Below are 26,754 nucleotides of genomic sequence, written 5' to 3' on the forward strand. Positions count from 1 at the left end.
AGGCGAGCGCTGGTTCTATCGTTATGACCCGTTCGGGCGGCGCACCGGCAAGCGCTGTGAGCAGACACAGGAGGAACTCCGTACCCTGTGGGACGGCGACCAGATAGCCGACGTGCGTCACTACCGCAACGGTGAACGCGTTGCCCGCCGACACTGGGTACACAACGGCTGGGAGCTGCTGGTTCAGCAACGGCAGAATACCGACAGACGCTGGGAAACCGACTTTGTCACCAGCAGCCAGAACGGTGAACCCCAGGCCTAGGCTGTGTCCCATAACTATTTTTTGTACAATACGAAGCATAGTTTAACCACAAAAAGTCCTTCAATTTGGCTCGTTACGATTTCCCTGATGATGCATGGTTGCTGATTGCCGCCACCTGAGAACGGTTCTGCTAAAGGAGGTCGGCCTTATCTTGCGCACAGGCGTGTCATGAATGGCATATTTTGGGTTCTTTGTTCTGGAGCACCGTGGAGGGATTTACCCGAACGCTATGGTCACTGGATAAACGATTTACAACCGCTTTAATCGATGGTCAAAAACTGGAATAATGAACAGCCTTTTCAATAAGCCACTTCAAATTCTGGATGAAAAATCACTGATTGACTGGGATGTCATCGCGCTTGATGGCAGTAATATTCGAACCCTGAAAGCCGCGGCGGGAGCCAAAAAAACATCCCGATGAACTCGACGATCATGGGCTGGGTCGCTCTCGCGGCAGCTTTGGCACCAAAATCCATCTGGCGACAGATGGCACCGGATTGCCATTAAATTTCTGTCTGAGTGGTGGGCAAGCCCACGAAAGTCAGTATGCAAAAGATTTGCTCAACCGAGTTGGTGTTATTCGTAAAAGTGGGTGCCTGAAATCGCGTCCAAAAGCGATACTGGATACTCAGGGAAAAGTCTTCTTATTTATTTGAAGATTAAGGGAATAAAGCCAGTCAGGATAAACGCAGAAAACTCAATACACGGTTGTACAAAAAACGTAATGTTGTGGAGCGCTGCTTTGCGGGATTAAAAGAAAATCGTCGCATCGCTACACGCTCAGAAAAAACAGCAAAAAATTATCTGAGTATGCTTAAACTGGGGGAGATCCGGTTATTTTTGAAAAGGCTGTTAAGTTAAGGGACACAGCCTAGAGTAAAATTACCTGATGAGAGAGTCCCAAACAAACCTCGTATAGTAAGCAAAACGCCAAAAGGGAAATGTAAGTCATGATAGATGAGTTGAAAATAAAATGGATTGACAATAAATTACCAGGCCTAGATTTAGTCATTTTTGAATCTGGAATTGTACAATATATAAATATATATTTTATTGAAAATGATTCGTTATTACATTCCTTTAAGAAAGAATATTTTATATCATATGGTGAAAGATTAACCTTCAATGAGCTTGTTAGTAGTCACGATGAAATATGGTCTGAAGTTCAAATTAACAATAGACTATCAGTCAATGAAAATAATATTTTTCTCTGTGGAGAGGGAGAAATGGGAAATGAAGGATTTATTGTTAAAACAGATGTAAATAACAATATAAAAATGATAATTCACTCAACAACATCTAACCCATTCATAGAAATAAGAAGAATAAAAGACAGCATTTACTTTAAATCAACGGCAAATTTTCATGTTGTTGTTGATTTGTTATCTGATGATATCAAGATCTGCAATGAAGATATTTAATGTCATTAAAAGTCATATCACCTTGCTATCAAACATATCGTTTGATATTGGATTTAATACTAAATACAAAGTCTACTCACGTTACTGGTCTTAAACTCATATACGGGCAGGATATTGAATTTTTTTGACGTTCTAATTAATTGAAAAGAAACTGTCGATATTAGTTAAAGATAAAGCTGGAAGTGATCGTAAAACGATCACTTCCAGCTTTATTTTATCGACCCTGTAAATAATTCTGTGTAACTGCCACCGTATTTTTGTCATGTGAATCTCCTCTGTTACTGAGTTTACTCACTTAGCCACGTCTCCACTATTGCTAGGTAGGAGCAGACAACAACGGCTTTAGCTCAAATCCACGTCTTTAGTGCCAAACAGCCAAGTGATTATAAACCCAGCCAGGTACGAAATAACAATCCCGACCACGTACACCACCATGCCAGCAAATATCCCCTGCTGGGATGTCATCAAAGGAATGGAGACCAGACCTGACGGGCCAAAGACGGTATTCAGACCGACCGGCAGCCCCATCCATGCGACCAAACCGATAAAGAAGCCGCCCACTCCACCACCGATGCAGGCCGTGACGAACGGCTTCAGGCGCGGCAGCGTCACGCCATAAATCAGCGGCTCACCAATTCCCAGCAGGCCAGGAATGATCGCTCCTTTAATTTGCGTTCGCAGCACCGACCCTTTTGGCGAGCGCACAAACAGCGCCAGCGCAGCGCCCACCTGCCCTGCTCCAGCCATTGCCAAAATCGGGAACAGGGAGTTAAAACCCTGCGCATCCATCAACGCGAAATAGACCGGTACAAAACCCTGGTGAATGCCGAACACCACGGCAATCAGGAACAATCCTGCCAGAATGGCGGTGCCAAACGGATTACCGTTGAGATGCAGGAACAGCCAGGACATGCCTTTAAACAGCTCGCCACCCACTGGCATAATCACCACAAAGGTGATCGCCCCAGTAATAAGTAACGTAAGGGTCGAGGTGAGGATCATATCCAGATTATCCGGAACGATCTTACGCACCTGGCGCTCGATCCACGCGCCGAGAATACAGGCCAGTAGCACACCGATAATGTTCCCGCGTGGGTCGATAGACAACCCGAAGAAGGTATCCATGCCCGCGTAGTACCCTCCCGTGCCCTCCGGCACATAGCGCAGGATAAACAGCGATGCGATGATTGCACCGTTCACCCCTGTGCCGCCAAACGCTTTCTGGGTATTAAAGCCGATAAGAATGCTCAGGAAGGTAAACAGACCGATGCTGAACACCTTCATATAAGCGATGAGCTGCGTCAGCCAGACCGCGGGGGCAACGCCCTCCACCACCAGCGTTTGTTGCAGCAACGTGGCAATCCCCAGCATCAAACCCGCGGCGATAAAACCCGGAATCAGCGGCGTAAAAATGGTGGCAAATTTAGTCAGGAAGCTATGCACCGCGCTGTTCTGTTTCGCCTTCATCTGCTGCTTGTTCTGACTGGCAAGTTTACTCAGATCGGCATTTTCATCCGTCTGCGGCATGGCCTGTTCACCGGCTGTCAGCATCACGTTCATCAGTTCGCTGGCAGTTTGCGCCTTGCCTGGGCCAAGAATGATTTGTAGCTGATCTTCGCTGTTGACGACCCCCATTACCACAGGGATTTTCTTGAGCTCCTCATGCTGCACGCGCTCACGGTCTTTAAGCGTCAAACGCAGGCGTGTCATACAGTTGCCGCACACTAGGATGTTTCCACTCCCACCGGTAAGACGCAAAATCTGTTCGATGGTCGAGCCGGTGATTTTTGCCATAGCTAACTCTTTATCTCTTGTAGCGCTTCACGAATAAATCCCTGATTTTTGCTTAACAGCGCGCCCGCATCTGCCGCAGAAAGACCGCTAAGTATCATCAGAATGGCTGTTTTACAGTGACGATTGCAGGCATCTAGCGCCTGTGCCGCTTCTTCCAGGCTGCAATCCGTTGCCTCAACCACAATGTTTAACTGCCGCTGGAGCAGTTTGGCGTTAGTCGCTTCCACATCCACCATCAGGTTGCCAAATACTTTTCCGCTGCGAATCATGGCACCAGTAGTAATCATATTAAGAACGAGCTTTTGCGCCGTGCCCGCCTTCATACGCGAGGACCCAGTCACGACTTCCGCGCCGACAAGCAGTTCAATGGCAATATCCGCAGCCTGGCTCATTTCACTGTTCGGGTTACACGAGATAGCCGCAACGGTTGAGCCAAGGCTTTTCGCATAGGCCATTGCGCCCAGCACATACGGCGTGCGTCCGCTGGCAGCAATGCCCACGAGTACGTCGCGCGAGTTGAAATTAATATTGCGTAGATCCTGCTCACCCATTTCGCAGTTGTCTTCAGCGTTTTCCACTGCCTGCAAAATGGCTGGGTGGCCGCCAGCAATCAGACCAACCACCTGCTCACGTGGTGTGCCATAAGTTGGCGGGCATTCGCTGGCATCCAGAATCCCGAGTCGCCCCGACGTACCCGCACCGCAGTAAATCAGCCGTCCACCGCAGGCAAACACCTGTACCACCCGATCGACAACCTGCGCGATTTGCACCAGCGTGGCCTCCACCGCCTCCGGCACTTTTTTATCTTCACGGTTTATCACAGCAAGCATGTCGAGCGTTGGCAGAACATCGATTTCCTCGCTGGCTGGGTTGCGGCTTTCGGTAACCAACTGACTTAAAATAATCTCCATCGGGGCTTCCATTTCGTTGTGTTATCAACAATGTTAAGGCGTTATTTATTCAAGAAATGTGATAATTATCACGAGAAATTGTATTCCAGCTCAGTCAAGGCGCTGGAATAAGTGCAAAAAAAAACCACCAAGGAAACAATTAAAATAATTAAATACAATAAATTACCAAAATCGAATCGCCCCCCCTACACTGGAATAATATATTCCCCTCAATGGAGAATTTTTGATGTCTGTCCTTAACGAAATCACCTGGTTACTGCCAGAGTTGGCTGAAAACCAGCAAAAGATAGCCAGATATATTCTGAATAATCCCGAAAAAATTCTGGCATTATCCTCTTCTCACTTTGCAGAAGAGATCGGCGTTAGCCAGTCTTCGGTGGTGAAGTTTAGCCAGAAGATAGGCATGAAAGGTTATCCGGCTCTGAAGCTGGCAATCAGTGAAGACCTGGGTCGCAATGATCTCTACAAAACTTTTCCTCACAAAGCCCTGCATAACGCCATCTCTTCAGAAGACACCTTAATGGTGATGGCACACAAGTTAGCTCATGAGAAAACGGCAGCAATAACCGAAACCACACAGCGATTAAACTTCCCGGTTTTTAAAAAAGTGGTTGAGCTGATCAATACAGCACACCGTGTGCAAATAGTCGGCATCTGGGGTTCGGGTCTGACAGCCAAAGATCTGAGCTATAAATTACAAAAAATCGGTATTCTCAGCCTCGCCGAAGCCGATCTACACGTTCAAATCGCCACCGCCATGACCCTGACACCTAACGATGTGCAAATTGTTATCTCCTTCAGCGGGGCAAGAAAAGATATGCGTATTGCCGCCACGATGGCGAAATCTCAGGGAGCAAAGATCATCGTCATTACCGGCGATAAAAGCACGTCGTTGGCAAAACTGGCGGATTATGTGCTGGAAAGTATCTCCGAGGAGAACCAATGGCGCAGCTCGTCTATTTCTTCACGTACCGCGCAGAACACCGTGACTGATTTAATCTTCCTTGCACTGATGCAGCAGCGAAAAGAAATCGCTAGACCGAAAACGTTAAATGTAAGTATGACGATAAACAATCTAGATGACTAATATCATTATCAGGATAATTCTTACGAAAAAACTATCGATAAAATAATTAGATAACAAAATCCTTCAGCTATTATTCTCGATAAAGAAAGAATTATTCCTGTTAAAAGTCTTTATAAATAAGGCTAAGTAGATTTTTGGCTTCCTATGGAGTGCGCTACTATTCCTGAAATAGAAAAAATGACGAATCATTTATCTGTGATAATTATCACTTTACCATCCAAAATGAAACGTACAATTCGAAAAAGTATTATTCACGGAGACGAAAATGAAAAAGACACTGCCCTTGTTATTATTATTAAGCAGCAGTAGTTTCGCTGCTACATTTACCGACGCACAGCTAAAAAACCTCTGGCAATTCCCTAAAGAAAATGCAGAAAAGCTGGTGGCGGGAATGAGTTTTGAAGAAATGCTCGGACAAATGTTAATGATCGACATTCGTTCATGGAATGAAAATAACGAGTCTGAGAAAAAAAATTTTATCGAGATGAATAACACTGTCAGTAAAATGGTGAATGAGTTTCATCTAGGCTCGGTGATTCTGTTCCGAGAAAACCTCATCACTACGCCGCAGACCGTGGCGTTAATCAATAACCTGCAGGCCGCGCGCAGCAATTTACCGTTGTTTATCAGTACCGACCAAGAAGGCGGATATGTGACTCGCTTGCAGGTCGGCACCGAGATGCCAGGTAATATGGCGCTGGGTGCAACAGGCTCTACGAAAATGGCCGAACAAGCTGGCAGCACACACGGTGCGGAGTTATCCAGCCTGGGGTTCAATTTCAACTTCGGCCCGGTAGTGGATGTGAACAACAACCAGAATAATCCTGTGATTGGCGTACGTTCCTATTCGGACGATCCACTGCTGGTAGGAACGCTGGCGCGTTCCTACATCAAGGGCATTCACCAGTACCCAGTGCTGACCTCGCTTAAACACTTCCCTGGCCACGGCAACGTAACATCCGACACGCACTTTGCGCTGCCAAGCGTGAATACCAATAAAGCCTCATGGCATCAGACAGAATTAAAACCTTTTGTCGAAGTGATGCCATATTCCGATGCGATCATGACCGCGCACGTTGTGGTTCCCTCACTGGATGACGCTCAATTGATCAGCACCAGTGGCGAAAAAATTGGCACCCCGGCCACGCTTTCCACACCTATTCTCACCGGCATCTTACGCGAGCAGCTTCATTACAATGGTCTGATCCTGACGGATGCAATGGATATGGGGGCGATTGCTGGGAACTTCGATAAATCGTGGTCCATCAAACAGGCCATTCGCGCGGGTAATGATATCATCCTGATGCCACTTGAGATTAAAGACAGCGCGAGCATTCAAAAGCTTGGCGAGCTGTATGACTATTTGAAGGCTGAAGCAGATAAAGATCCACAGCTAAAAAAACGTATTCAAGAATCCGCCGAGCGAGTAGTTTATACCAAGCTAAACAAGCGTATTTCTGCAACACCACAAAACGCCGCCAGCGCTGAAAAAATTGTCGCGTCACCTGCGCATAAACAGCTTGAAAACACAATTTCCGAGCAGGCTATTACCTTAATTAAAAATGATAATGTGTTACCGTACGCGCTAACTCAGAACAGCCAGATCATAGTTTATTCAGATGAAAAACCGCGTAATGAACTGATAAAAAAGCATCTAAGGCAGATTGCGTATGAATTAAAAATTAATTTATCCGTTAAAGACGAGGTGGTTAAATTAGACAAAGACACGTTATCTGAACAGGAAATTAAAAATCAGCTCGCCGGAAAACAGTTTATTATCCTCACAACTTACAACCTGAAACATAACCCTATAAATGCGCAGCGCATAATAGATGTCGCTTACCAGACAAGCATTCCCCTGGTCGTTATCTCATCGAGAAACCCGTATGACATTGCTTATTTAAACGGTGTGAGTGCCAATATTGCCATTTACGGAATTACAGGATTCGATGTCACGAATAACGTGCGTAACAGCCTGGAAACCAATATTCGCAGCGGCTTACGCACCCTATTCCAAGGACCTTCTGGTAAATCTGACGTACTTGCGAGGCCGAATGGTAAATTACCTGTCGATATTAGAACACCTGACAACAGCCAGATTTTATACCCACGCGGCTATGGCCTGACTACATTATAAAAAGAATAGGGTGGTTAAGAAATGAAGATGATTACAAGGGTAGTGCTGTGCGGAGTCATCGGTCTCACCGGGCCAGCTATGGCCGACGAATATGAAAATGGCTATGACCAAGAGATTATTCGCCTTAACGAAAGAATCAGACAAATAGAAAAGGAAAAAAAAGAGAGTGAGGACAAACTCCAGTCAAAAGTATGGAATGTCGAAACCTATCTAGGCACCGAGCAGGAGATCGACAGCGACCATAACTGGAAATTTACCAAAGGGAGTATGGCGACCTCGCCGTATGTCGGCGCTTGGATATACCAGAATGATTCTTTGTGGCTGTATGACATGCAGTTTTTAAAAACATATCTGGATAACAACAAAGAGTATAACCGCACGCGCTGGCAGGCTGGGGTGACGCGCACGTTTCCTTTCATCATCGATGGTAAAACGGGTAATACCAAGCTGCGTCTTGGTTACCGTAATGACAACTGGCACTTCGCCTCAATAGATAACCCCGCTTTGGCTGCGCCAACCTATCAGGGCGATATTCGCAAGGGCGAAGAACGGCATGAATTCTGGATCCGCCCGCAGGCTTACTACAAATATTCAGACAGCGTGAGCTTTAATGCCAGTCTGTCGTTCCGCCTAATTGACCGCAAGCTCGATTACGCTCGCGCACACGGTGATTACGGTGTTTATAAGCGTGACAGGAGCCAAATTAACGAACATTTCGCTGGGGCGAATTTCGTCTTCACGCCGAAAAAATCGCTGTGGCTAAACTACCTTTATATCGACGAACAGCTAGTGAATACGCTCTATAACAAAGAGCATTTCCTGTGGGCCATTTATCGCAATAAATTCGATAACGGTTTGCTGTTAATGCCTTATACGCGCCTGGCATTAACTAAAGGGACACAAAGCTTCCGCAATTCGAGAAACGAAGAAATTGTTTATAAAGAAAAGGATCGCAGCCGTTATGGATTCCAGGCGATATATCCGTTCACCAAACAGACCTCCATTTTTGCCGACATTTATTATCGTCCAGAGCTAACCTGGATGAACGGCGATCGCACCCGCAATAACTTCTGGTTCTGGGCGCTTGAACTGCGCCATAATTTCTGACCTACAGCAACAAATATCGGGAGAAACAGGAAATGAAGCATTTCTTGCTGAATTTATTATTCTTAATTGCCGCCGTAAGCCAGACCGCAATAGCCAGCGATATTGTTGTAGGCGTAGATATTGTTTTAGGCATCGATCGGGAAGATATCTATGGGCCACAGCTTGCCAATAAGCGCGTAGGGTTAATGGTCAATCAAAGCTCGCTAAATAAGGAAGGCCGACACACCATTGATAAATTGCTGGCCGAACAGAATAAGTATGGCTTTAAGGTGACGGCAATATTTTCCGTTGAACACGGCCTCCGCGGCAAAGCAGAAACCGGCTTGGGTGATAATAACTATACGGATGCCAAGACCGGCCTGCCGATAATATCGCTTTATGGCAAAGACGGAGACGGGCGCGATCGCGCCCATCCTACCGAAGAGCAGTTATCCAATATCGATATCGTGATTTACGATTTGCAGGATGTGGGCGTGCGCTTTTATACCTACACCGTTTCCCTACATCACATGCTCGAAAGCCTGCAGCAGTATCATAAGCAACTAATGATTTTCGATAGACCAAACCCGCTCGGCAAATATGTCTACGGCCCGATTATGGAGGAGAAAAATATCTCTGGCATCGGCATGCACCCAGTGCCAATGGTACACGGCCTAACCTCTGGGGAATTCGCCCGCATGATCGTGGGTGAAGGCTGGCTGACGCATTTCGATGACAGGAGCTGGAAATCCTTCGGCAACAAAGCGTATCAGTTTCCTGAGCAGGATCTTAAGGTGATTGAGATGACGAATTATAGCCACGATGCGCCGTATTCACTGCCAGTTCCCCCCTCCCCTAACCTGCGCAGAGACCTGTCGGTCCAGCTCTATCCGTCCTTAGGGTTGTTTGAAGCGACCAGCGTGAATACTGGCAGAGGGTCGGAGCATCCGTTTGAGCAACTCGGCTTTCCGAGCCGCCAATTCTACGTCAACACCTGCTACCACGTAGACGGCAATCAACAAAAATTAGGCTGGCCACAGGCTGGGAAAGAGGTGTGCGGCCAGAGGTTCAACGCCGCAGAGCTGGACTCTATGAGGCCGACGATCCGTTATTTTGTCGACTGGCGCATGCGTTTTAAAGAGGCGGGGTACGCAGTGGCGGTAGCGCCGGAACAAGAAGCAAATTATCTGGACTATCAGGAACAGGCGTTCTTACTGCGCCCCACCTGGCTTGCAAAACTCACCGGCACCAGCGAACTGCCTGCTTTGCTGGTCGAAACCGACGAGAAAAAACTCACCCTGGATGAAACCGTAGCGTTTATTGAATCACACTGGCAATCGGGTATTGACACGTATATGAAACTACGAGAGAAGTACAGAATCTATCACTAATCCCACGTTGACGTTTGGAGTAGAACAGGCTGCCCCATTTATGGGGCAAGTAAACGTTAAGCCAGAGACCGACGAAGGCACCGCGTAGCGGCATAATTCGTGCCGAAAGCCAAGGAGCACGGGGCGAGCAACGCTTGAGCCGCCTCGTGTCGGGCGCGTGCTACGAGGTAGCATGAAATCGGGTACTTTGTCTCTTCGTTCGCATAAAATGGACAAAGAGACAGAGTGCATCAGCTTTCTTAGTTCAGGAAAATTAAAACTAAAACAGTTTTTTCGCTGTATCCAGCCAATCGCCTTTGAAAGGACGCTTCATGTTCTCAATGGCATCAACGATGTCGTGATGCACCATTTTCTCATTCTGGATACCGACACAGCGACCGCCGTAGCCCTGCTGTAGCAGCTCAATAGAGTAGGCGCCCATGCGCGAGGCCAGAATACGGTCATAGGCAACCGGTGAGCCGCCGCGCTGAATATGGCCAAGTACGGTCGCACGGGTTTCGCGTCCCGTTTCTTTTTCAATGTATTTCGCTAGCTCATCGACGTCGCACACCAGTTCGGTGATCGCCACAATCGCATGCTTTTTGCCTTTTTCGATGCCCGCTTTGATTTCACAGACCAGATCTTCCGGGCTGAATGGCACTTCAGGCAGAACGATGAACTCACAGCCGCCAGCAATCGCCGCCGCCAGCGTCAGGTCGCCGCAGTGGCGTCCCATGACTTCAACAATGGAAATACGCTGGTGTGAAGAGGAGGTATCGCGCAGGCGGTCAATCGCTTCCAGCACGGTTTCCAGCGCGGTAAAGTAACCGATAGTGTAGTCCGTACCCGCGACGTCATTATCGATCGTGCCGGGCAAGCCGATACAAGGGAAACCCATTTCAGTCAGACGCTTGGCACCCATATAGGAACCGTCACCGCCGATGACGACCAGCGCATCCAGGCCGCGTCTTTTCATATTTTCCACGCAGACCTGACGCACCGCTTCATCACGGAACTGCGGGAAACGCGCGGAACCCAGGAATGTGCCGCCACGGTTAATCACATCCGATACGCTGTAGCGATCCAACTGCTCCATGCGATCTTCGTACAAGCCCTGATAGCCATCATAAATGCCATAAATTTCCAGCCCTTCCGATAGTGCAGCGCGAACCACACCACGAATTGCCGCATTCATACCTGGTGCATCGCCACCGCTCGTCAACACTCCGATTCTTCTAATCATGACAACCTCTGGACTTGTAGATGTAATTTTGCAGGATTCTTCTATCGTAAATTCACCGCCGCCGTGAAACAGGCAGCAACGCCTTATTCTTTTATTAGCATATTATAACAAACACCCGAAGCTGAATTGATTCAGGTCAGGCTAAATTGTGCATAAATTTTCATGGCGTATCACGTTTTTAACATAAAATGCTGAAACATAGCCGACTACGCCGTCAATCTGCCACGCTGATTTTCCGGCACAGCAGAAACCGGATCCTGATGGATAATAATATCGGCACCCAGAAACTGTTCACGTAATGCTTGCTCCAGATCGTCTGCAATTTGATGTGCCTGTACCAGCGGCAGCGTGTCATCCATTTCCAGATGCAGTTGAATAAAGCGCGTTGGGCCGGAACGTCGGGTACGCAACGCATGTGCGCCGCGAATGCCCGGCCAGTTCACAATCACCTCAGCAATAGCGCGATGCTCGTCCTCCGGCAGCGCGCGATCCAATAGCGATTGCACAGCGTCATACCCCATGCGTAACGCGCTATATAAAATATAGCCGCCAATCCCCAATGCAAACAGGGAGTCGGCGCGCGTAATGCCTTTCCAACTGAGCGCCAACGCCACCAGAATCGCGCCGTTCATCAACAGATCGGACTGATAATGCAGCATATCCGCACGCACCGCCTGACTGTGCGTACGCTTCACGACCCAGCGCTGGAACGATACCAGCAGCAGCGTGACCACCAGCGCAATGAGCGTCACCCACATGCCCACTTCCGGCGCGTGCAGCGTCTGCGGCTCCAGCGAGTGTTGCAACCCCGTCAGGATCAGGAACAGCGCCGAGCCGGAGATAAACATGCTCTGCGCCAGCGCGGCCAGCGATTCCGCCTTACCGTGGCCGAACGCATGCTCAGAATCCGCCGGTTGCAGCGAATAGCGCACCACCAGCAGGTTCACCAGCGACGCGGCGATATCCACCAGCGAATCAACCAACGACGCCAACAGACTCACCGAGCCAGTGTGCCACCAGGCAAACACCTTCATTATGAACAGCACCAGCGCCACAGCCGTTGCGCTCACGGCTGCCAGCGTCACCAGACGTGCATAGTGTGGATTCATCATGCCCTCACGTAAGACGATGCCCTTACATACAATAACTAGCTCAGGTCGTCGCTTGTATTCAGTTCGTTAATGACGTTTTTAACACACGGGAATAGCGGACAAACGTAAAAATACAGCACACGGTCGCTAATATCGCCATCGCCGCGCCAATGAAGCCGATGTCGGGCAGGCCCAAATGGACAATCACCTGATTGCCCAGCAGCGCACCGCCGCCGATCCCAATGTTATAAATTCCCGAATAGAGCGCCATCGCCACGTCGGTGGCATCCGACGCCAGCGTCAACACCTTGACCTGCATCCCCAGGCTCAGCGCCATAATGGCGATCCCCCAGACGATACACAGCGTCGACAAGCTCCAGCCGCTGAATGATAAAGGCAGCAAGAGCAGTAAACACACCGCCAGAAACGCGAACGAGACAATCAGGAAGCCCGCCGGATATTTGCTGCTGTAGCGGCTGAACAGCATGCTGCCAATGATGCCAGCACCGCCAAAAACCAGTAGCAAGATGGTGGTGAAGTTTTCACTCAACAACGCCACTTTCTGGATAAACGGCTCAATATAACTGTAGGCGGTAAAATGTGCCGTTACGATCATGACGGTCAGGCCGTACACGCAGAGTAACGCCGGACGTTTAAGCAGGAGAGGCAAGCTCTTCAACGAACCGGAATTGCTGCTCGGCAGCACAGGCAGCAGCCTCATCAGACCCAGCATAATCCCTGTAGCGATCAGGCCAATCAGGACAAAGGTCACACGCCAGCCCAGATACTGCCCGACCACGCGCCCCAGCGGTAACCCTAGCACCAGCGCCAACGCCGTGCCGGTCGCCAGCAAGCTTAACGCCTGCGCTTTTTTGTCCGCCGGTGCCAGACGCACCACCAGCGATGCCGTAATTGACCAGAATACCGCGTGAGCTAGCGCCACGCCGATACGGGCGATCACCAACACCCAATAGTTCCAGGCCAGACCGGATAACACATTGCTGATGGCGAACAGGATAAAGATTTTGATCAGCAGGCTGCGCCGCTCCATATCGCTGGACATCAGCATGCAGGGCAGCGACATCAGCCCAACCACCCAGGCGTAAATCGTGATGATCAGCCCGACCTGCGCGGCGCTCATGGAAAAGCTGGCAGCGATATCTGACAACAGCGCGACAGGGGCAAATTCAGCGGTGTTAAAAATGAATGCCGCCAGAGAAAGGCTGACGACGCGTAACCAGGCGGTCGAACGGGAAGAACGGGTCATTGTATTGATATCAAAAGTTAAAATAAAAGAATGCGCCCCCTGTCGTGGCAGAGGCTAACGCGATGAAGCAATGGTACAGGGAAAGTATGACATCACCGTGTAATCGGCGAGCGGCCAAGGGTATTTCAGCGTGCTTTTATGAGGATGTCAGCCAAAAGCCTAAAGACAGGTAAGGGAACATTCATGAGCATCATTTTTGATGCCCATATTCTACGCTTTACCACTCCCTTACGCTGTCTTTTTTCGCGCTTTTCTTGCTCTGCCTTTATCCTATTCTCTGCTGGAATAATGGACGTTACGCTGGTGAAGATTCACGTAGCACAATCGGCAGCGCAGTTTGAAAACGCTGAAGCCTGTCGCAAAGAAAGACGATCCGCAGCAGGCTATCCACTTCCGGCTGGGGTTGCGCTAAATAGTGCGACAATGCATTTTCAACCAGCGTTAAGCCCAGCTCATTGGCCGTTTTCATGCTGTGGTGTAACTGCTCTCTTTGCGTTGAGGTTAAATGTCGACGTCCGGTGCAGGCCTGCGCGTCCAGCACATCAAGAATTGGGTGACAAACCCGCTGTGCCAGCGTGGGCAAGGGACGCTGCACCGTTTTACGCTGCTTTCTCTCCGCAAATAGCGTTTGAATATGGCTAATAAAACTGGGCACGGTTTTCTTGGTCTTGATAGTCTGAAAATCTAAACAAAACGCGGTCACCGCGCTGCCATCACTCACCAGAAGAGAATAGGGCTGGAGATCAATGTCATTCCCACGGCGACGGGGCTGAACCAGCACTGCTACAATCGCCCACTTTTGCTGAGTGGCCTGTTTGAGCCTGTCTATGCGCTGATGCTGCGTTTTTTCCCAGTTTAGGCTCAGATACAGCGCATTATCCGCGTCATCAAAGACCGGCCAGACCACACGCTGCTCCACCTCATTCCAGACGACAGGTTCATAGCGGTTTACATGCAGCAGCAGAGGCTGTGGGTAATCCTGATTCTCTTGCTCAAAATAGTGAAACAGCTGCGACCAGTCGGCAATGCCGCACGTCGATTTACACTGCGCATAGGCGACGGCAGGCCACGGCGAGCCCTCAAGATTCGCGTAACTGTCACCGCCTGCGGCCAATTTCCCATCGTCAGAAAAACGCGGGTGGTGCAGCGTAAAGGGAGCGCGCATGATGTGTTCGCCCAGCTGTTTCCACATGGCCTGCCCCTGCCATACGCCCTGCTGACTAAACGTCACATCATGGTAATCAGCCCGCGCTTGCGTACAGTGCACTAATTGCTGGTTTTCACTATCCCAAAATGAAAAGGTGGCACCGCGCGCACCGCCTTCGGTGACCCACCACTGCGCGCCCAATGGTACAAGCGATAAGGCTTCCGGCTGTTGTTGATACTGCCGCCGTACCTGCCCGCGCAGGTGCAGCAAGCGCTCAGGCGTCGCCTGCTCAAGCTGGTATAGATACGCCGACAGACGGGCAATGAACAGCAGCACATCACGCTCTTCCAGACTGTAATGCCTGTCCGCCAATAGACCGACCTGTCCGCTCACATTGCGCAGGTAGCCCGCCAGCCGGGGCAATCCTTCCGCACGCGCGGACATATTCAGCAAGTGAAGCTGTCGCGCACTGCTTTTACTGATGTGCGACAGCCCCTGATTCATGATGTCCTGGATAAACGCATTAAGCGTAGCAATCAGCGTACGTTCATCAGCATGGAGCGCCCGCACCTGCGTTTCCTGAGTCAGACAATCCTCGGGCCACGGCCAGACACGCTGATTGGCGGCAAAGAGGCAGGCAATGGCGGCAAGATGCAAGGCAGGCTGCTTCTCCCGCAAGAAATCCGACAACATGCCAGCAAATCCCGCCCCAGCCAGATAGATAACGGGACTTTCCAGCGTTGGCAGGTGAATTTTAAGCTGGTTGGGTAGCGATTCCGTCCTCACCGATTCTTCTGCCCACATCTGTACCCATTGCGCGGCATGCCGAGTTTGCCCTTTGCCGACCTGCTTCATTAGCGCATCAGGATCAAGCTGTAAGATCTCGGCGAGCACATCTATCGGTTTTGCCGTGACTTCCTCAGATGGGGCTTTGGTCTGTTCCGCACCGCATTCAGCATGGGCTTGTAACCACAGCACCGCCGCCAAAATGTGCTTACAGCAGCCCGAGGCTGGACAATCGCACCGTGCGGTTTGTATCCCTTGCGCATTCAGCACCACCTGCTGACCATCGCTGACAAAATGCCCTTCTTGCTCAGCGTCCGTTACCAACGTCACGTTGTCGCCAGCCAGATCTTTTTTTGCCCGACGCAGCAAACCGACATTCGCAAAAACGCTCAGTGCATCGTCATCATAATTCAGATAAAGGGATTGCCAGCTCATCGCATCACCTCCGCCAGCCATTGCGCAAAGTGCTCCGGCGTCAGCGCCGCAACATGCATACCGCGATCGGCCAATTTTTGCCCGATTGCGGTGTCGTATACCGGCTGTGCGGCATCATCAAGCGCCGCAAGCCCTAACAGCGTGATCTGCTGACTGTGCATGCGTTGCACGCAGCTGAGCAGGCGATTCAGCGCACCGCCTTCTTCAAAATCGCTGATTAACGTCACGATGGTGCGTTTCGGGTTTTGTACTTGCTGTTCGCAGTACTGCATAGCCTTCGCAATATTCGTCCCGCCCCCCAGTTGCACCGTCATCAGCACGTCAACCGGATCGTGGGCAAGATGCGATAAATCAACCACCTGTGTATCAAATACAATCAGTGAAACCCGTACCGCCGGCAATGCCGCCAGAATGCTGGCGCAGACCGCCGCGTACATCACTGAACTGGACATCGAAGCACTTTGGTCTACGCACAAAATGACATCCCACGGCATATGACGCTGCATGCGTGAATTAAAATGCGGTGTTTCAATGACCAGCCGATTCTTCTCACGATCAAAATGCTTAAGATTGGCTGCAATCGTGGTGCGCCAGTCGAAATTTTGACTGCTGGGAATCGGTGAACGTCGGAATCGATTCCGGCGACCGGTGAGCGCATTCGTAAACGTCGGCCTCAGCGTGCGTAATATCTCATCGACCACCTTGCGAATAATGTCACGTACCGCTTCACGCGTTTGTTCATTCATCCGTCCACGCAAGCTCAATAACGCCTTAGCCAGCGCGGGCGTGGGTTCCATCGCTTGCAGAGCCTGCGGGTCGTTGAATAAATGCGAGATTTCATAGCGTTCAATCGCTTGCGACTGCATTCGTTCAAACGTGCTGCTGGGGAACAATTTACGCGCCTGATTGAGCCAGTTAACCGCCGTCAGTTGAGACTGATCCAAAGAGCCGTGCCGTCCTCCTTCCTGCTTAAGCCCACGACGCTGATATTCACGGCGATAGAGATAATCCAGAGTACGCTCAACTTTCAGGTCGTGTGCGTCAAAGGCCGCTTTACCTAATGCCTCGTCGGCATAGTGGCCCAGAATCAATCGCCAGCGTTTGCCGTTTTTTTCTTTATCACCAGACTGCGGATCTTGCGCACTCATCGGGCTGCACCCTTCTCTTTTTCATACCATGACAGTAAATCGTTTTCCGCCAGTTGCTGTTTCAGCTTTTGGTTTAACTGCATCGTCTGGAGCAGTTCCTGCTCCGTGAAATCCGTTTGCCAAAGATGCATTTCCGGCTCAGAGAAACCACATTGTTCAGCGATATAGTTTGCTAACGTCGCATTCTGCTTCGGTGTGAGTTGGCTGAAGGCAAAGCGAAGATCGGGCAACACATGCAGAAAACGATCATCATCCCACTGCGACATCAGCGCGTTTAACTTATCGACCAAACGCGGGGTTTTGATAATGAGCTCAGGGGCGGCGCGCATTAACCCCACAAAATAGCGAACCGCCTGCTCAGGGTCGCTGCCCTGACTAAAGACGTTCGATAGATGGTCATCAAGCGTTTGTTCATCAATTTCATCACCGAGATAGCGCAGCGCATCAACCGCCCCTTTTAACAAAGGCACGTCCTTTAACGCTGGGGCGATCTGCTGCAATTGGTGGTAAAAATCGCGGCTGGCGGTACTGGAGGGATCGAGCGTAGGCATAAATTCAATCAGCTCACGCAAGGCAAGCAATGCGGTAAAATGTTCTTCCTGCTGTGACTCATCACCCGCGGTGATGGTCGGTAAGCAAAACAATGTCTGTGGAATCAGCTTAAACAGCAGTTGAGTTAGCTCAGGCTGATTGCGTAAGCCAAGAAAGTCACGCCCGCGCCAGAGATGAATCAGGCTATGCCCGCATTCAACGAGCGAACTTAACCGAAAATCATTGTGTATATCGTCATGCAATAAACGGAATAGCCCAGCTACACGCGACGGTAACCCCAACAGCGCCGCCTGAATCAGCACACGTACCGCATTCTTGCTTGACCGATTCTGCCCCTGTTCCTCTAACTGCTTTTCCAAATAGAGTAATTTATCGATGGCTATCGCTTCGAGCTGGCTTCCCTTCTCCGAGAGCGTAATCAATCGCCCTTCGATCGACGGTGTCCACGCATAGTGCCACTCTTCAAATAGCAGGTCGAGATTGTGACCGCTCAAAAAATCAGGGCCATTACTGCGCGTTGCAAAACCCACTTCAAGGAAGCTTAACAGATGAAGAAAGCGGCTGCGGGCACGATGCTGCAGGTTGCGATAGATATCCAAACGGCTCAGTTTGACGAGCGTGTCATCAAGTTTAAAGCGGTGATATTTCGCTAATCGATAGGTTTCATCAACCAGCGGAGGCGTCGCGCTGCCTGCTGGAATCTGCCCTAACGCATGGCCGGAGAACGCCTTTTTGATCTCAAGCCACAGATCGCTTTGCGCATCATCAATACTGCCTTTGATAAAACTACTTTGTAGCCCATCCAGCAGGTCATAACGACCGGGGCCTTCATGCCCGCGCAATGCCGCTAAGCGAACACTCTGCTCTACCGCATTTTTTACCGTGATATAGCTGGGGGGATCGTCAAAAGATTTAGCGCGGAGCAGGCTGGCAACCTCCGACAAAAAACGCATCCCCATGTTATTGCGGTGTTCCTGCGTCGTGAGCGCTCGCCCCGTTTCCGCCAGCCGGTCGCCCCGCTGCGCCATGAGCATTTGCCAGCTTCGCTGATAGTACGCGGGCGCAGGCATGCCAGAGGCATACCCATTGAGCGCATCTAATCGGTCAAAGCTGTAGCGGATTAACCACGCACTGTCGTTTTCCGCCTGCTTCAGCTGTTTTTGGTACTGCTTCTTAGCAGCATCCGTGAAGGCATTGAACGATTTAGCGTCGTGAGACAGCCCTTCGAGCAGCGCCAGCGAATGAAAACCCCCAGTCACGACCAGAATTTTCCCCGTTGGATGTTCAGCACGAACCTGCATGATAGCGGCGAGCATATGCGCCTCGCGCTGTGCAGATCCCTCCGCTTCCAAAACCTGAGGCTCATAGTCCAGTCGCGCTAACGCACACCAGACTAGCGTATCGCGGAAAAGTTGTTGCCAATCGGTCAGCGCCTCAATCGAACGTAATTCAAATAAGTGCTCCCACAAATCATCGTGATCGCGGCAATAGCATTTTTTTGCGAGTACCGAAATAAACTGACTGTGGGCGAGATAACGCTCTGCTTGCAGGCTCTGACTGACGTCATTCTGACGTTCCTCAATCGCGATTTGCTCAACCCACGGCAAATCAATAAAGCGCAGCGTCGCGTTGTGACGATGCCCTGCGTGCAGCGCAACCCATTCAGGCGAGTAGTCACAAAAAGGGAAAAAAGCGCTGCGCGTGGTTGCTTGCGGCGTTTCTCCCTCTTGCGACTCGCGGGCTTGAAAGTCAGCCTGCCCCATCACCGCGATAGGAGGCTTCGCGTCAGGGTGAAGCAAATCGGGCAACAGGTGATTAAAACTGACCGGTGCCTCAATCAGAATGTGATCGGGGCGGATATCATCAATCAATGACAGCAGGCCGTAGGCACAAGCTGGGCTATGGTGGCGAACCGGTGCAAAATAGATCTGCTGCGACTGCAAAAAATCCCATGTTGCCAGCGCCTGTTCCATCCGTGCGGGCAATACGATGTTCGAAAGACTCACCAGCGCGTTTCCTCATGAAAAAGTGTCCGTGAAGTAATCAGTAACAATGGACTACAGCCTAATGCCGATCGTTTAAGAGCCGAGATACACGGAGCGACCACAGGGCGAGGTGTCCCTGCGGGAACCTCATCCCTGTGTTTCTCCTAATATGAGGCTTAAGAGTGACTAGCATTAGGCCACGGTCTTACTTCCAAAACTGTCGTGAGGCATCATAAAACGCTTTCCAATCATCGCTGCTTTTTGCCCTTTCTCGCGCCACGTTATCAACGTAGTAGCGCATACGTTTTGCATCGTCAGGATTATCTTTTAGTACCACACCGATAATCTGGCGAGCGATGGCGCCCGCATTCAGCGTGCTATCGCCCAAATAATGCGCCTCAAGCGCGGAGGCATAGGCAATGTTGACCGCTTCCGCACTCGACATCACCGCATCTGGCGTTTTGATGCTGCCACCGTCGCGCGTATTGCCCGAGCGCAGTTCCTGGAATGTGGTCACCAGCAGTTCAATGACGCTCGGTGGTACGGTGACAAGCGCGGCCAGATCGCCCAATTCACGCGTAAGCTGCGTTTGAATAAGCGCAATTTCGAATTCGGGGTCTTGAATCGGCCTGACGGTTTCAAAGTTAAAGCGCCGTTTTAATGCGGCTGACATTTCATGTACGCCGCGATCGCGCAAGTTCGCCGTGCCAATCAGGTTAAAACCGGGCTTGGCACTGATCCGCCCTTGCTCACCCATTTCAGGAATCATCAGCTGTTTTTCAGACATCAAAGAGACCAGGACATCTTGTATTTCCGGCGGGCAGCGGGTGATTTCCTCAAAACGGACAATCCTGCCCTGCATCATCCCCTGATAGAGCGGTGAACCGATAAGCGCGCGCTCGGTGGGGCCTTCAGCAAGCAGCAGCGCATAGTTCCATGAGTACTTGATATGGTCTTCCGTTGTTCCCGCCGTACCTTGAATGGTCAAGCCGGAATCTCCCGAGATCGCCGCCGCAAACAGCTCAGACAGCATGGATTTTGCAGTTCCGGGCTCGCCAACCAGCATTAACCCCTGCTTCCCCAGCAGGGTGACAATCGCCCGATCGACCAGCGCGTTATCACCAAAAAACTTCGCGGAAATAGCTAAGGCATCATCGCCTAAAATAAACTGACGCACCGCACGCGGTGAACGCAGCCAGCCCTGCGGCTTAGGGTTATTTTTATCCGCGTTGGTCAGGCGCGTTAATTCATCGGCAAAGCGGATTTCAGCCTGCTGACGAAGCACATTGCTGGCTGTCGGTGAGTGTTTTTCCATGTTCGTGTCTCTGTTCACCACAAAATAATGAATGGAGCCAGCACGTGGCGTGCTGGCTCCATAACTAGATTACCAAGGCGTTTTGCTTTCCCAGTCGGCATCGTATCCCGAGCAGGCCTGTGCGACTTTCAGGTAATCGGCATAGCTTTCTGCCAGTAAAATAGGCGGGACGTCCCGTAATGTCAGATTGTTGCGATCCCAATAATTTTGCTGATTTTTCTCAAAGCTCAAATCAAACAAGACCGCTGGAATATTTTCTTCTGGCACATAGCTACCGCTAAACCCAATATTGACGTACAAGTCCAAGCTACTGAAATGCTTGTAATAATGACTAAACGACCCGCCATCTTCCGCTTGCGCACGCTGGTATCCCATTTTGGTTAAAACACCGCGCAGCGTGAACGTATCGGTCAACCAGCCTTTTTTATCCTCAATTTCAACCAATTTACTCTCGAGTGCGGGCAGCGTGTTCACCATCTGCGAGAACAAGAACGTCACTTTATAATCGTTAAAATGCGCAAGCCAGGCCTCACGCGTCTCGTTATCGACAATCGCGGCATGTGCAAGCTGAATCACCGTACCGCTTGATAATTCAACCTCATCATCCTCAAGATTAATTAAGCTGCCGTCATCCGTTGGCCTGAAGGTGTTGAGCACTTGCTCACCCTTCACCTCTTGCCACACCAAGCGTTCGATTAACGGACGCATCACCGGATGACTCATGATGTAAGTCTGCCAGTCCTCGCTTGACCATTGGCGCTGAGCACACATCGATTCATACAAGCGTGCAGTTTGCAGATCGATCACCTGTTTTAGCTCTTGTTTGCTTGATGAGAATAGCTTTTTCGCTTCTTTTATCTGCTCTTCGTTATCCGTTTTACGCGCCGCAGGCAGGGCTTTAATCTCTTTGCCTTCTGGGTTCAGTAGCACTAATTTCTGTTTGCTGTCCATGCGTGCAGTAAAGGTCCGCTCGCCGTATTCCAGCACCAGTATGCCCGTTTCATCCAACCCCGCTGTAGGGATCGTGCGATCGGCCAGCTCATCGGCACTCCAGCCATTGCGGTCGGCAATCTCTTTGACTAACTCACGCGCCTTTCCCTGAATCGCCGCGGTACGGTAGCGGCGTGAAAGGGAGAGCAACAATTGGATAATGAGCGGATCGTCGCTAATCGCCATCGCGCTGATCATCGCTTCGATCTGTGAACGACGCTGATAATGGTCACGTGTGTAATTGCGTAATGCAGAGACAGCAACATGGCCTTCGATATGGCTAATCAACGCCAGCATGCCTTTCTCGGTGATGGCAGAACCTAAATAGCGCCGTAAGACTTCATGCTTTATTTCTTCAGTCGCCTGCTCCAACGTGTAATGCTCATATTTTTGGTAATACTCAGGGTAAAGTTCAAGATAACGTTGATAGCTTTTTAAGCGTCTCGGCGCATCCTTATGTGCTTCCAGCATCGCTTCTTCCAGTGACGGATTTTTTACGTCCTGCGTGATAAAGGTATGTAAAATAAAGTGGCCCAGCATCTTCTGGCTTTCTTTAGCTAATAAGCCAACATAGCGCTGTAATAACGTATTACCCGCGGGCATTTTTAATTTTACCGCCAGAATGATCCACCACTTGATGATGTCAGCATCGACGATTTTCCCGTTTTCCCATTTCAATGATGGTATCGCGTTATAGTCAAACCAGCTCATGCTCGCGGGAGGGCTTGTCTTCAACCCCTTTAATGCTTCTTCACGCAAGATTTTTTCTGACAAATAGGAAGAAATATCCTCACCAAACTGCTCTAACGCCGCCAGCAATGCAGCACGGACGGTTTCTCTCTTCTCTTTTTTTAACAACGTATAAAGCGGTGCGATGCTGTCTTTATGTTTTATCCGCGCAAGCCATTCAATCGTGGTAATACGGATTTCTTGTTTCGCGGAATGTAGGCTTTCCTGTGCATTCACATGTACGTTCGGCAATTTTTCAAGCAGTTGCTGTGCACTGATGCGAAACGTTTTATTTTCGCCTAATGCCAGCTCCATAATCCGTGGAATAAACTGTACAGGAATGGCAGGATATTTACCGAGCAGCTCAAAGGCATGGCTTAATTCAAATTTTCTATATTGGCTATCGCTCTTATTAGGCAATAAGCCTAACGCTTCGGAAATATAATCGGGATAGAGAGAGAAAAATGGCCAGAGTTGCTCCGATTTAGAAAAGATCTTCAGCCCATTATGATAAGTCTCTAAACAGAGCGCAGCGACTACTCGTGCGGGTTCACGGCAGGCTAATTTTTGTAAAACATCTTCAAGCTGACGTAATTCTAATGTCGCAATAATATGAAATGGAATTTCACTTTCCATTTGATATGAATTTAAACTGAGGTTGTTTTTTTTATTATTTGAAATAATCCTCATAGCATGATAAAGCGTAAAATCAGGAAGATTTCTAATGCGCTTTTTATATTGAATAATACTAATATCTTCTTTAGACAGACGAACATCGTCAGTATTCAATACGTCGATCAAGGTACGGCAGTGTTCGACGGTGATTTTTTGGAATTCTTTATAATATTTTTGTGCCCATGTATATTTATTCTGGCCCGATACATTCTCAGCTATCTCTTTTTCAGCACTGACTCGTGCTTTTTCCAGCATCTCGATAAAATTTTCGACAAGAATATCTCTTGCGCTTTCAGGCAGCGGCGTATCAACAAGCAACGTTAGCTCAGGTAATTCAGGAAATTCAATATCTTGTGCCGTATCGACAACGTCAAAACGCGTCATCGCACTCTCAATATTTTTTATGACGGCTTTACTTTTTTCTAGCTGCAAGGCGCGTTCTAAAATCGCTTTATTTTCACCCTGACGAGCAAAAAGATCGGCAGCCAGAGATCGCTGTTTTGGCGTTCCGTTAAACAGAATATCGCTTAAATGGGCTTTAACATCGTCAGCAGGAAGAATGTTTAGCAGCGGCTCAGCTTCAACACGTACCGTTTTTTTTTGATCTATTGCCAACTTAACAATCACATCTGAGAACAAAACGCGCAGTGTTTCCCGCTCGGACAAATACTTCAGAAACTGAACCAACCCAGATGCAGAAAGTTTTTCAACCAATGTTGTGCGAACAAACTGCGCATGATGCTCAATGTATATCTGTAAATCAGGAAGTTCAAAGAAAATACTTAGTCCTGAATTATAGTATTCTGATATTTCTTTTCTATCAAAAATAACAAATAAAATATTCTCACCTGCATCATGACTCTGCTCATTGGCAATCAGTTCAGTAAGAAGTTGAATGCTCCAGCCAGCACGATGCGTTAATTTCATTTTCTCATTGGATGTGCTTTTTAACGTAGTGGACAGCGCATCACAGAGTAAATAAATCATCCAGCTTGGCACTTCATTGGTTATCAGTTTTACATTTTTACCCTGACATGCCGCAGCCAATACCTTCGCGAAACGTACCGTTTGTTCGTTCGTTAACTCTTTACCTACCATGGAATAGAGTTTATAGCGCGAATTTCTCGCTTGCCTTATTATTTTATTATATTCGCTGGAGTTAAAATGGTTATTCTGAACATACCACCAATCAAGCGTCCCAGGCTTATCCAGAAGCACGATCGTTTTACTGGCATCCAGCTGATTTAGAGCATAAAGAACCTCAGGTTCAGTACCTGTCATGACATAGTGAAATAGTTTTTTTGGCAAAACTTTATCAAGTTCTGCAAGCGGAAATAGGGATTCTTGCAGCAGTTTCTCTGTTGACGTTACTTCTTTATCGCCAAAAATGGATAAAAAATCGAATAATTTCTTTGTCATGCCAGCGCCTAATTATGTATAGATAAACAGTACTTTTTTAGCATGAATTGTGATTATTCTCAATTTCAAAAATCATCTTTTTTTACAAATTTTAGTTTTCCTTATTTTTGTTTTTATAGTGAATAAATCTAGTTAATGTAGATTCAATCCAAATTTTTAGTCGAAAATAAAATTAGTTGAAAATATCGCAATATTAATGAAAACATCAGAAATTGCGTGGCTATTTTCAGATAAAAAAAACCCGCCGAAGCGAGTCGCAGCAATACAATCAAAGGATCATTTGCTCTGGGCGACAGTGATAAATCTCAGACAATTTCTCTCGGGTTTTTTTCTGAGGTCGTGAGTCTTTCGCTTCCCATTGCGAAACCGCTGATTGCGTTGTCCCTAGCTTTTCGGCTACATCATATTGTGATAATCCACGATAGGTACGCCATGCCGCAAGCAAGCTAACATCATCACGGAACATGATTTCTACCACATCATTAGGCACGGTTTCGTCGTCGTACTCATCGGCAACATAAGGAATATCCTCATAGCCTGAATCGCTATCAGACAGCAACTTTTCATACTCGCTGATAGGTAGAACAACAAACTGAGGCTTGCCGTTCACGTCATTGATAAATTGTGGTTTTGACATAATTTCATCCGGGTGTCAGTGAGTCGCGGTGTATGTCATCAGGAAACTGGCGGATTACCCAGCCTGATAGTTAGTAAGTCGTTGAGGTTCTGCGTTTGACCGCCTGAACCTCACAGATAACGGGCTCACCTTGAACAATCTCGAAAATTACTCTGTAGTCTCCCACTCATAACCTGAATTTTCTCGCTTCACCCTTCAGCGCCATAATGTCCAGGTTTACAGCAGGAAAACTACGTAGTTCAGCAATTTTCTCACTTATGGTGTCCTGATATCTGCGGTCTATCGTTAAACGTTGCTTCAACGCCTTCCTTGTCCAGATGACCTTTACCATCAGTTTCCTTGATTTTTTAAAGTGCATATCCGCTCAGAATGAGCAAAAAATAAGACAATTAACTAATCAATGCAATAAATATCTAATTAAAACCTTATCATTAAGCGTTCATATCTATCCTCATCACAGCGAGCTATTTCGCTGGAGCGGAAAATCATCTATATGAAGTCAAAACACTCCATATGCCTGAAAAATCCCAAAAAAAAGCCCTCCATCATGGAGGGCAAAAAGACAGGGATGGTGTCTATGGCAAGGAAAAACAGGGTGTGTACCTACTACACATGACTACTCGGACTGCACTACGCTTACTACAGACTACTTACTACACTAGCGCTACTACTCGGGATTCTTTGTCTCGGTATGGCTTGTCGTGCCTGGTGCTGGCGCGGCCATCTGGTTAAACATGGATATCTGCTGCTGCATCTCTTTCATGCGTTGTTGATGCTTCAGCTCTAATATCTCTTTCTGCGCTGGCGTCAGCAGGTTATACATTTGGTTGCGCACTCGGGTCATCTGAATCTGACGCTCAAGCTGCACACTCATCATTCGGGTTATCTGCGCTCGCACCGCCGCTTCATCAAACGTTTCTGCCGTCACCAGCTTATGCATGGCTTTAACATCTTCGGCATTAAACGCCGGTTTGTCCTGACGACTCTGGTGCATCAAATCACGCATTTGCTGACGCTGTTGCTCGGTCAGCCTCACGCCATCGAACATACCTTGCTGGCCGGGTGCGCCTTTTGTGGCGGAATCATCGATATGCCAGCCGCTCGCCGGGGCGTCTCCACTTTCTGCTGCAAAGGCGGTAAAAGTGCCTAACATAAGCAGTGAAGCAAGAGATAAGGTTGCGAACTGTTGCATCAATAACTCTCCAGTGCGGTACGTCATTTTGTGAATCAATGAACAGGAGTCTACGCATCTTGCTGCAAACATGCG

General features: G+C 48.9%; 17 protein-coding genes and 3 pseudogenes. 7 read left to right on the plus strand and 13 right to left on the minus strand.

The genetic code is table 11. The features are described 5' to 3' along the window. The 3 genes and pseudogenes from K7X24_RS17550 to K7X24_RS17560 form a co-directional block, all read left to right on the plus strand. Positions 1 to 259, plus strand: a pseudogene (locus tag K7X24_RS17550) (hypothetical protein); the annotation flags it as partial. A 68-nt stretch (positions 260 to 327) separates the two neighbouring features. Continuing rightward, positions 328 to 1,123: pseudogene (locus K7X24_RS17555) on the plus strand (IS5 family transposase). A gap of 89 nt (positions 1,124 to 1,212) precedes the next feature. After that, positions 1,213 to 1,683 carry a hypothetical protein gene (locus tag K7X24_RS17560; protein ID WP_224556221.1) on the plus strand — a complete coding sequence of 157 codons (471 nt, stop codon included), beginning with the start codon at positions 1,213 to 1,215 and terminating at the stop codon, positions 1,681 to 1,683. 342 nt (positions 1,684 to 2,025) lie between these two features. On the opposite strand, the gene murP is transcribed toward K7X24_RS17560, so the two are convergent. Both murP and murQ read right to left on the minus strand, forming a co-directional pair. Beyond that, complete coding sequence (gene murP, locus K7X24_RS17565; RefSeq protein ID WP_224556229.1) at positions 2,026 to 3,477, minus strand: PTS N-acetylmuramic acid transporter subunit IIBC; 1,452 nt, start codon at positions 3,475 to 3,477, stop codon at positions 2,026 to 2,028. Positions 3,478 to 3,479: 2 nt separating this feature from the next. Continuing rightward, a complete protein-coding gene (gene murQ, locus K7X24_RS17570) occupies positions 3,480 to 4,388 on the minus strand; it encodes an N-acetylmuramic acid 6-phosphate etherase (protein WP_224556233.1) in 909 nt (302 codons plus the stop codon). A gap of 226 nt (positions 4,389 to 4,614) precedes the next feature. Between murQ and K7X24_RS17575 the strand changes: the two genes are divergently transcribed. The 4 genes from K7X24_RS17575 to K7X24_RS17590 all read left to right on the plus strand — a co-directional run bounded on the left by K7X24_RS17575 (position 4,615) and on the right by K7X24_RS17590 (position 10,089). Continuing rightward, positions 4,615 to 5,475, plus strand: a complete 861-nt coding sequence (locus K7X24_RS17575) for an SIS domain-containing protein (RefSeq protein ID WP_198999133.1) — start codon at positions 4,615 to 4,617, stop codon at positions 5,473 to 5,475. Between the two features lie 265 nt (positions 5,476 to 5,740). Then, the gene (locus K7X24_RS17580) at positions 5,741 to 7,612 is read left to right on the plus strand and encodes a glycoside hydrolase family 3 protein (RefSeq protein WP_224556234.1); all 1,872 of its coding nucleotides are present in this window, start codon (positions 5,741 to 5,743) and stop codon (positions 7,610 to 7,612) included. A 27-nt stretch (positions 7,613 to 7,639) separates the two neighbouring features. Beyond that, positions 7,640 to 8,719, plus strand: a complete 1,080-nt coding sequence (locus tag K7X24_RS17585) for a hypothetical protein (RefSeq protein WP_224556235.1) — start codon at positions 7,640 to 7,642, stop codon at positions 8,717 to 8,719. Positions 8,720 to 8,751: 32 nt separating this feature from the next. After that, entirely contained in the window at positions 8,752 to 10,089 is a 1,338-nt protein-coding gene (locus K7X24_RS17590) for an exo-beta-N-acetylmuramidase NamZ domain-containing protein (RefSeq protein WP_224556236.1), read from the plus strand. A 259-nt stretch (positions 10,090 to 10,348) separates the two neighbouring features. Here the strand turns inward: K7X24_RS17590 and pfkA are convergent, their stop codons facing one another. The 11 genes and pseudogenes from pfkA to cpxP all read right to left on the minus strand — a co-directional run bounded on the left by pfkA (position 10,349) and on the right by cpxP (position 26,679). Continuing rightward, entirely contained in the window at positions 10,349 to 11,311 is a 963-nt protein-coding gene (gene pfkA / locus K7X24_RS17595) for a 6-phosphofructokinase (protein WP_012821982.1), read from the minus strand. Between the two features lie 206 nt (positions 11,312 to 11,517). Then, positions 11,518 to 12,420, minus strand: a complete 903-nt coding sequence (gene fieF, locus K7X24_RS17600) for a CDF family cation-efflux transporter FieF (protein WP_224556394.1) — start codon at positions 12,418 to 12,420, stop codon at positions 11,518 to 11,520. A gap of 61 nt (positions 12,421 to 12,481) precedes the next feature. Then, a complete protein-coding gene (locus K7X24_RS17605) occupies positions 12,482 to 13,669 on the minus strand; it encodes a sugar transporter (RefSeq protein WP_224556237.1) in 1,188 nt (395 codons plus the stop codon). A gap of 295 nt (positions 13,670 to 13,964) precedes the next feature. Further along, the gene (locus K7X24_RS17610) at positions 13,965 to 16,037 is read right to left on the minus strand and encodes an SWIM zinc finger domain-containing protein (protein ID WP_224556239.1); all 2,073 of its coding nucleotides are present in this window, start codon (positions 16,035 to 16,037) and stop codon (positions 13,965 to 13,967) included. Next, the gene (locus K7X24_RS17615; protein WP_224556241.1) at positions 16,034 to 17,185 is read right to left on the minus strand and encodes a VWA domain-containing protein; all 1,152 of its coding nucleotides are present in this window, start codon (positions 17,183 to 17,185) and stop codon (positions 16,034 to 16,036) included. Before K7X24_RS17615 ends, K7X24_RS17610 begins: the two co-directional genes overlap by 4 nt. Beyond that, entirely contained in the window at positions 17,182 to 19,743 is a 2,562-nt protein-coding gene (locus K7X24_RS17620) for a DUF5682 family protein (RefSeq protein WP_224556246.1), read from the minus strand. The genes K7X24_RS17615 and K7X24_RS17620 overlap by 4 nt, the downstream gene beginning before the upstream one ends. Positions 19,744 to 19,927: 184 nt before the next feature. Continuing rightward, on the minus strand, positions 19,928 to 21,037 hold the full coding sequence (locus tag K7X24_RS17625; protein WP_224556248.1) for an ATP-binding protein: 1,110 nt from the start codon (positions 21,035 to 21,037) through the stop codon (positions 19,928 to 19,930). Positions 21,038 to 21,106: 69 nt separating this feature from the next. Beyond that, positions 21,107 to 24,850, minus strand: coding sequence for a DUF4132 domain-containing protein (locus tag K7X24_RS17630; protein ID WP_224556250.1), 3,744 nt, complete (start codon positions 24,848 to 24,850; stop codon positions 21,107 to 21,109). Positions 24,851 to 25,118: 268 nt separating this feature from the next. Next, positions 25,119 to 25,487, minus strand: coding sequence for a helix-turn-helix domain-containing protein (locus tag K7X24_RS17635; protein ID WP_224556252.1), 369 nt, complete (start codon positions 25,485 to 25,487; stop codon positions 25,119 to 25,121). A 70-nt stretch (positions 25,488 to 25,557) separates the two neighbouring features. Beyond that, positions 25,558 to 25,818 (minus strand): annotated as a pseudogene (locus tag K7X24_RS17640) (type II toxin-antitoxin system RelE family toxin). A 336-nt stretch (positions 25,819 to 26,154) separates the two neighbouring features. Then, on the minus strand, positions 26,155 to 26,679 hold the full coding sequence (cpxP, locus tag K7X24_RS17645) for a cell-envelope stress modulator CpxP (protein WP_224556254.1): 525 nt from the start codon (positions 26,677 to 26,679) through the stop codon (positions 26,155 to 26,157). Between the last annotated feature and the right edge of the window lie 75 nt (positions 26,680 to 26,754).

This window comes from Pectobacterium versatile (assembly GCF_020166435.1).
Taxonomy (GTDB): domain Bacteria; phylum Pseudomonadota; class Gammaproteobacteria; order Enterobacterales; family Enterobacteriaceae; genus Pectobacterium; species Pectobacterium versatile.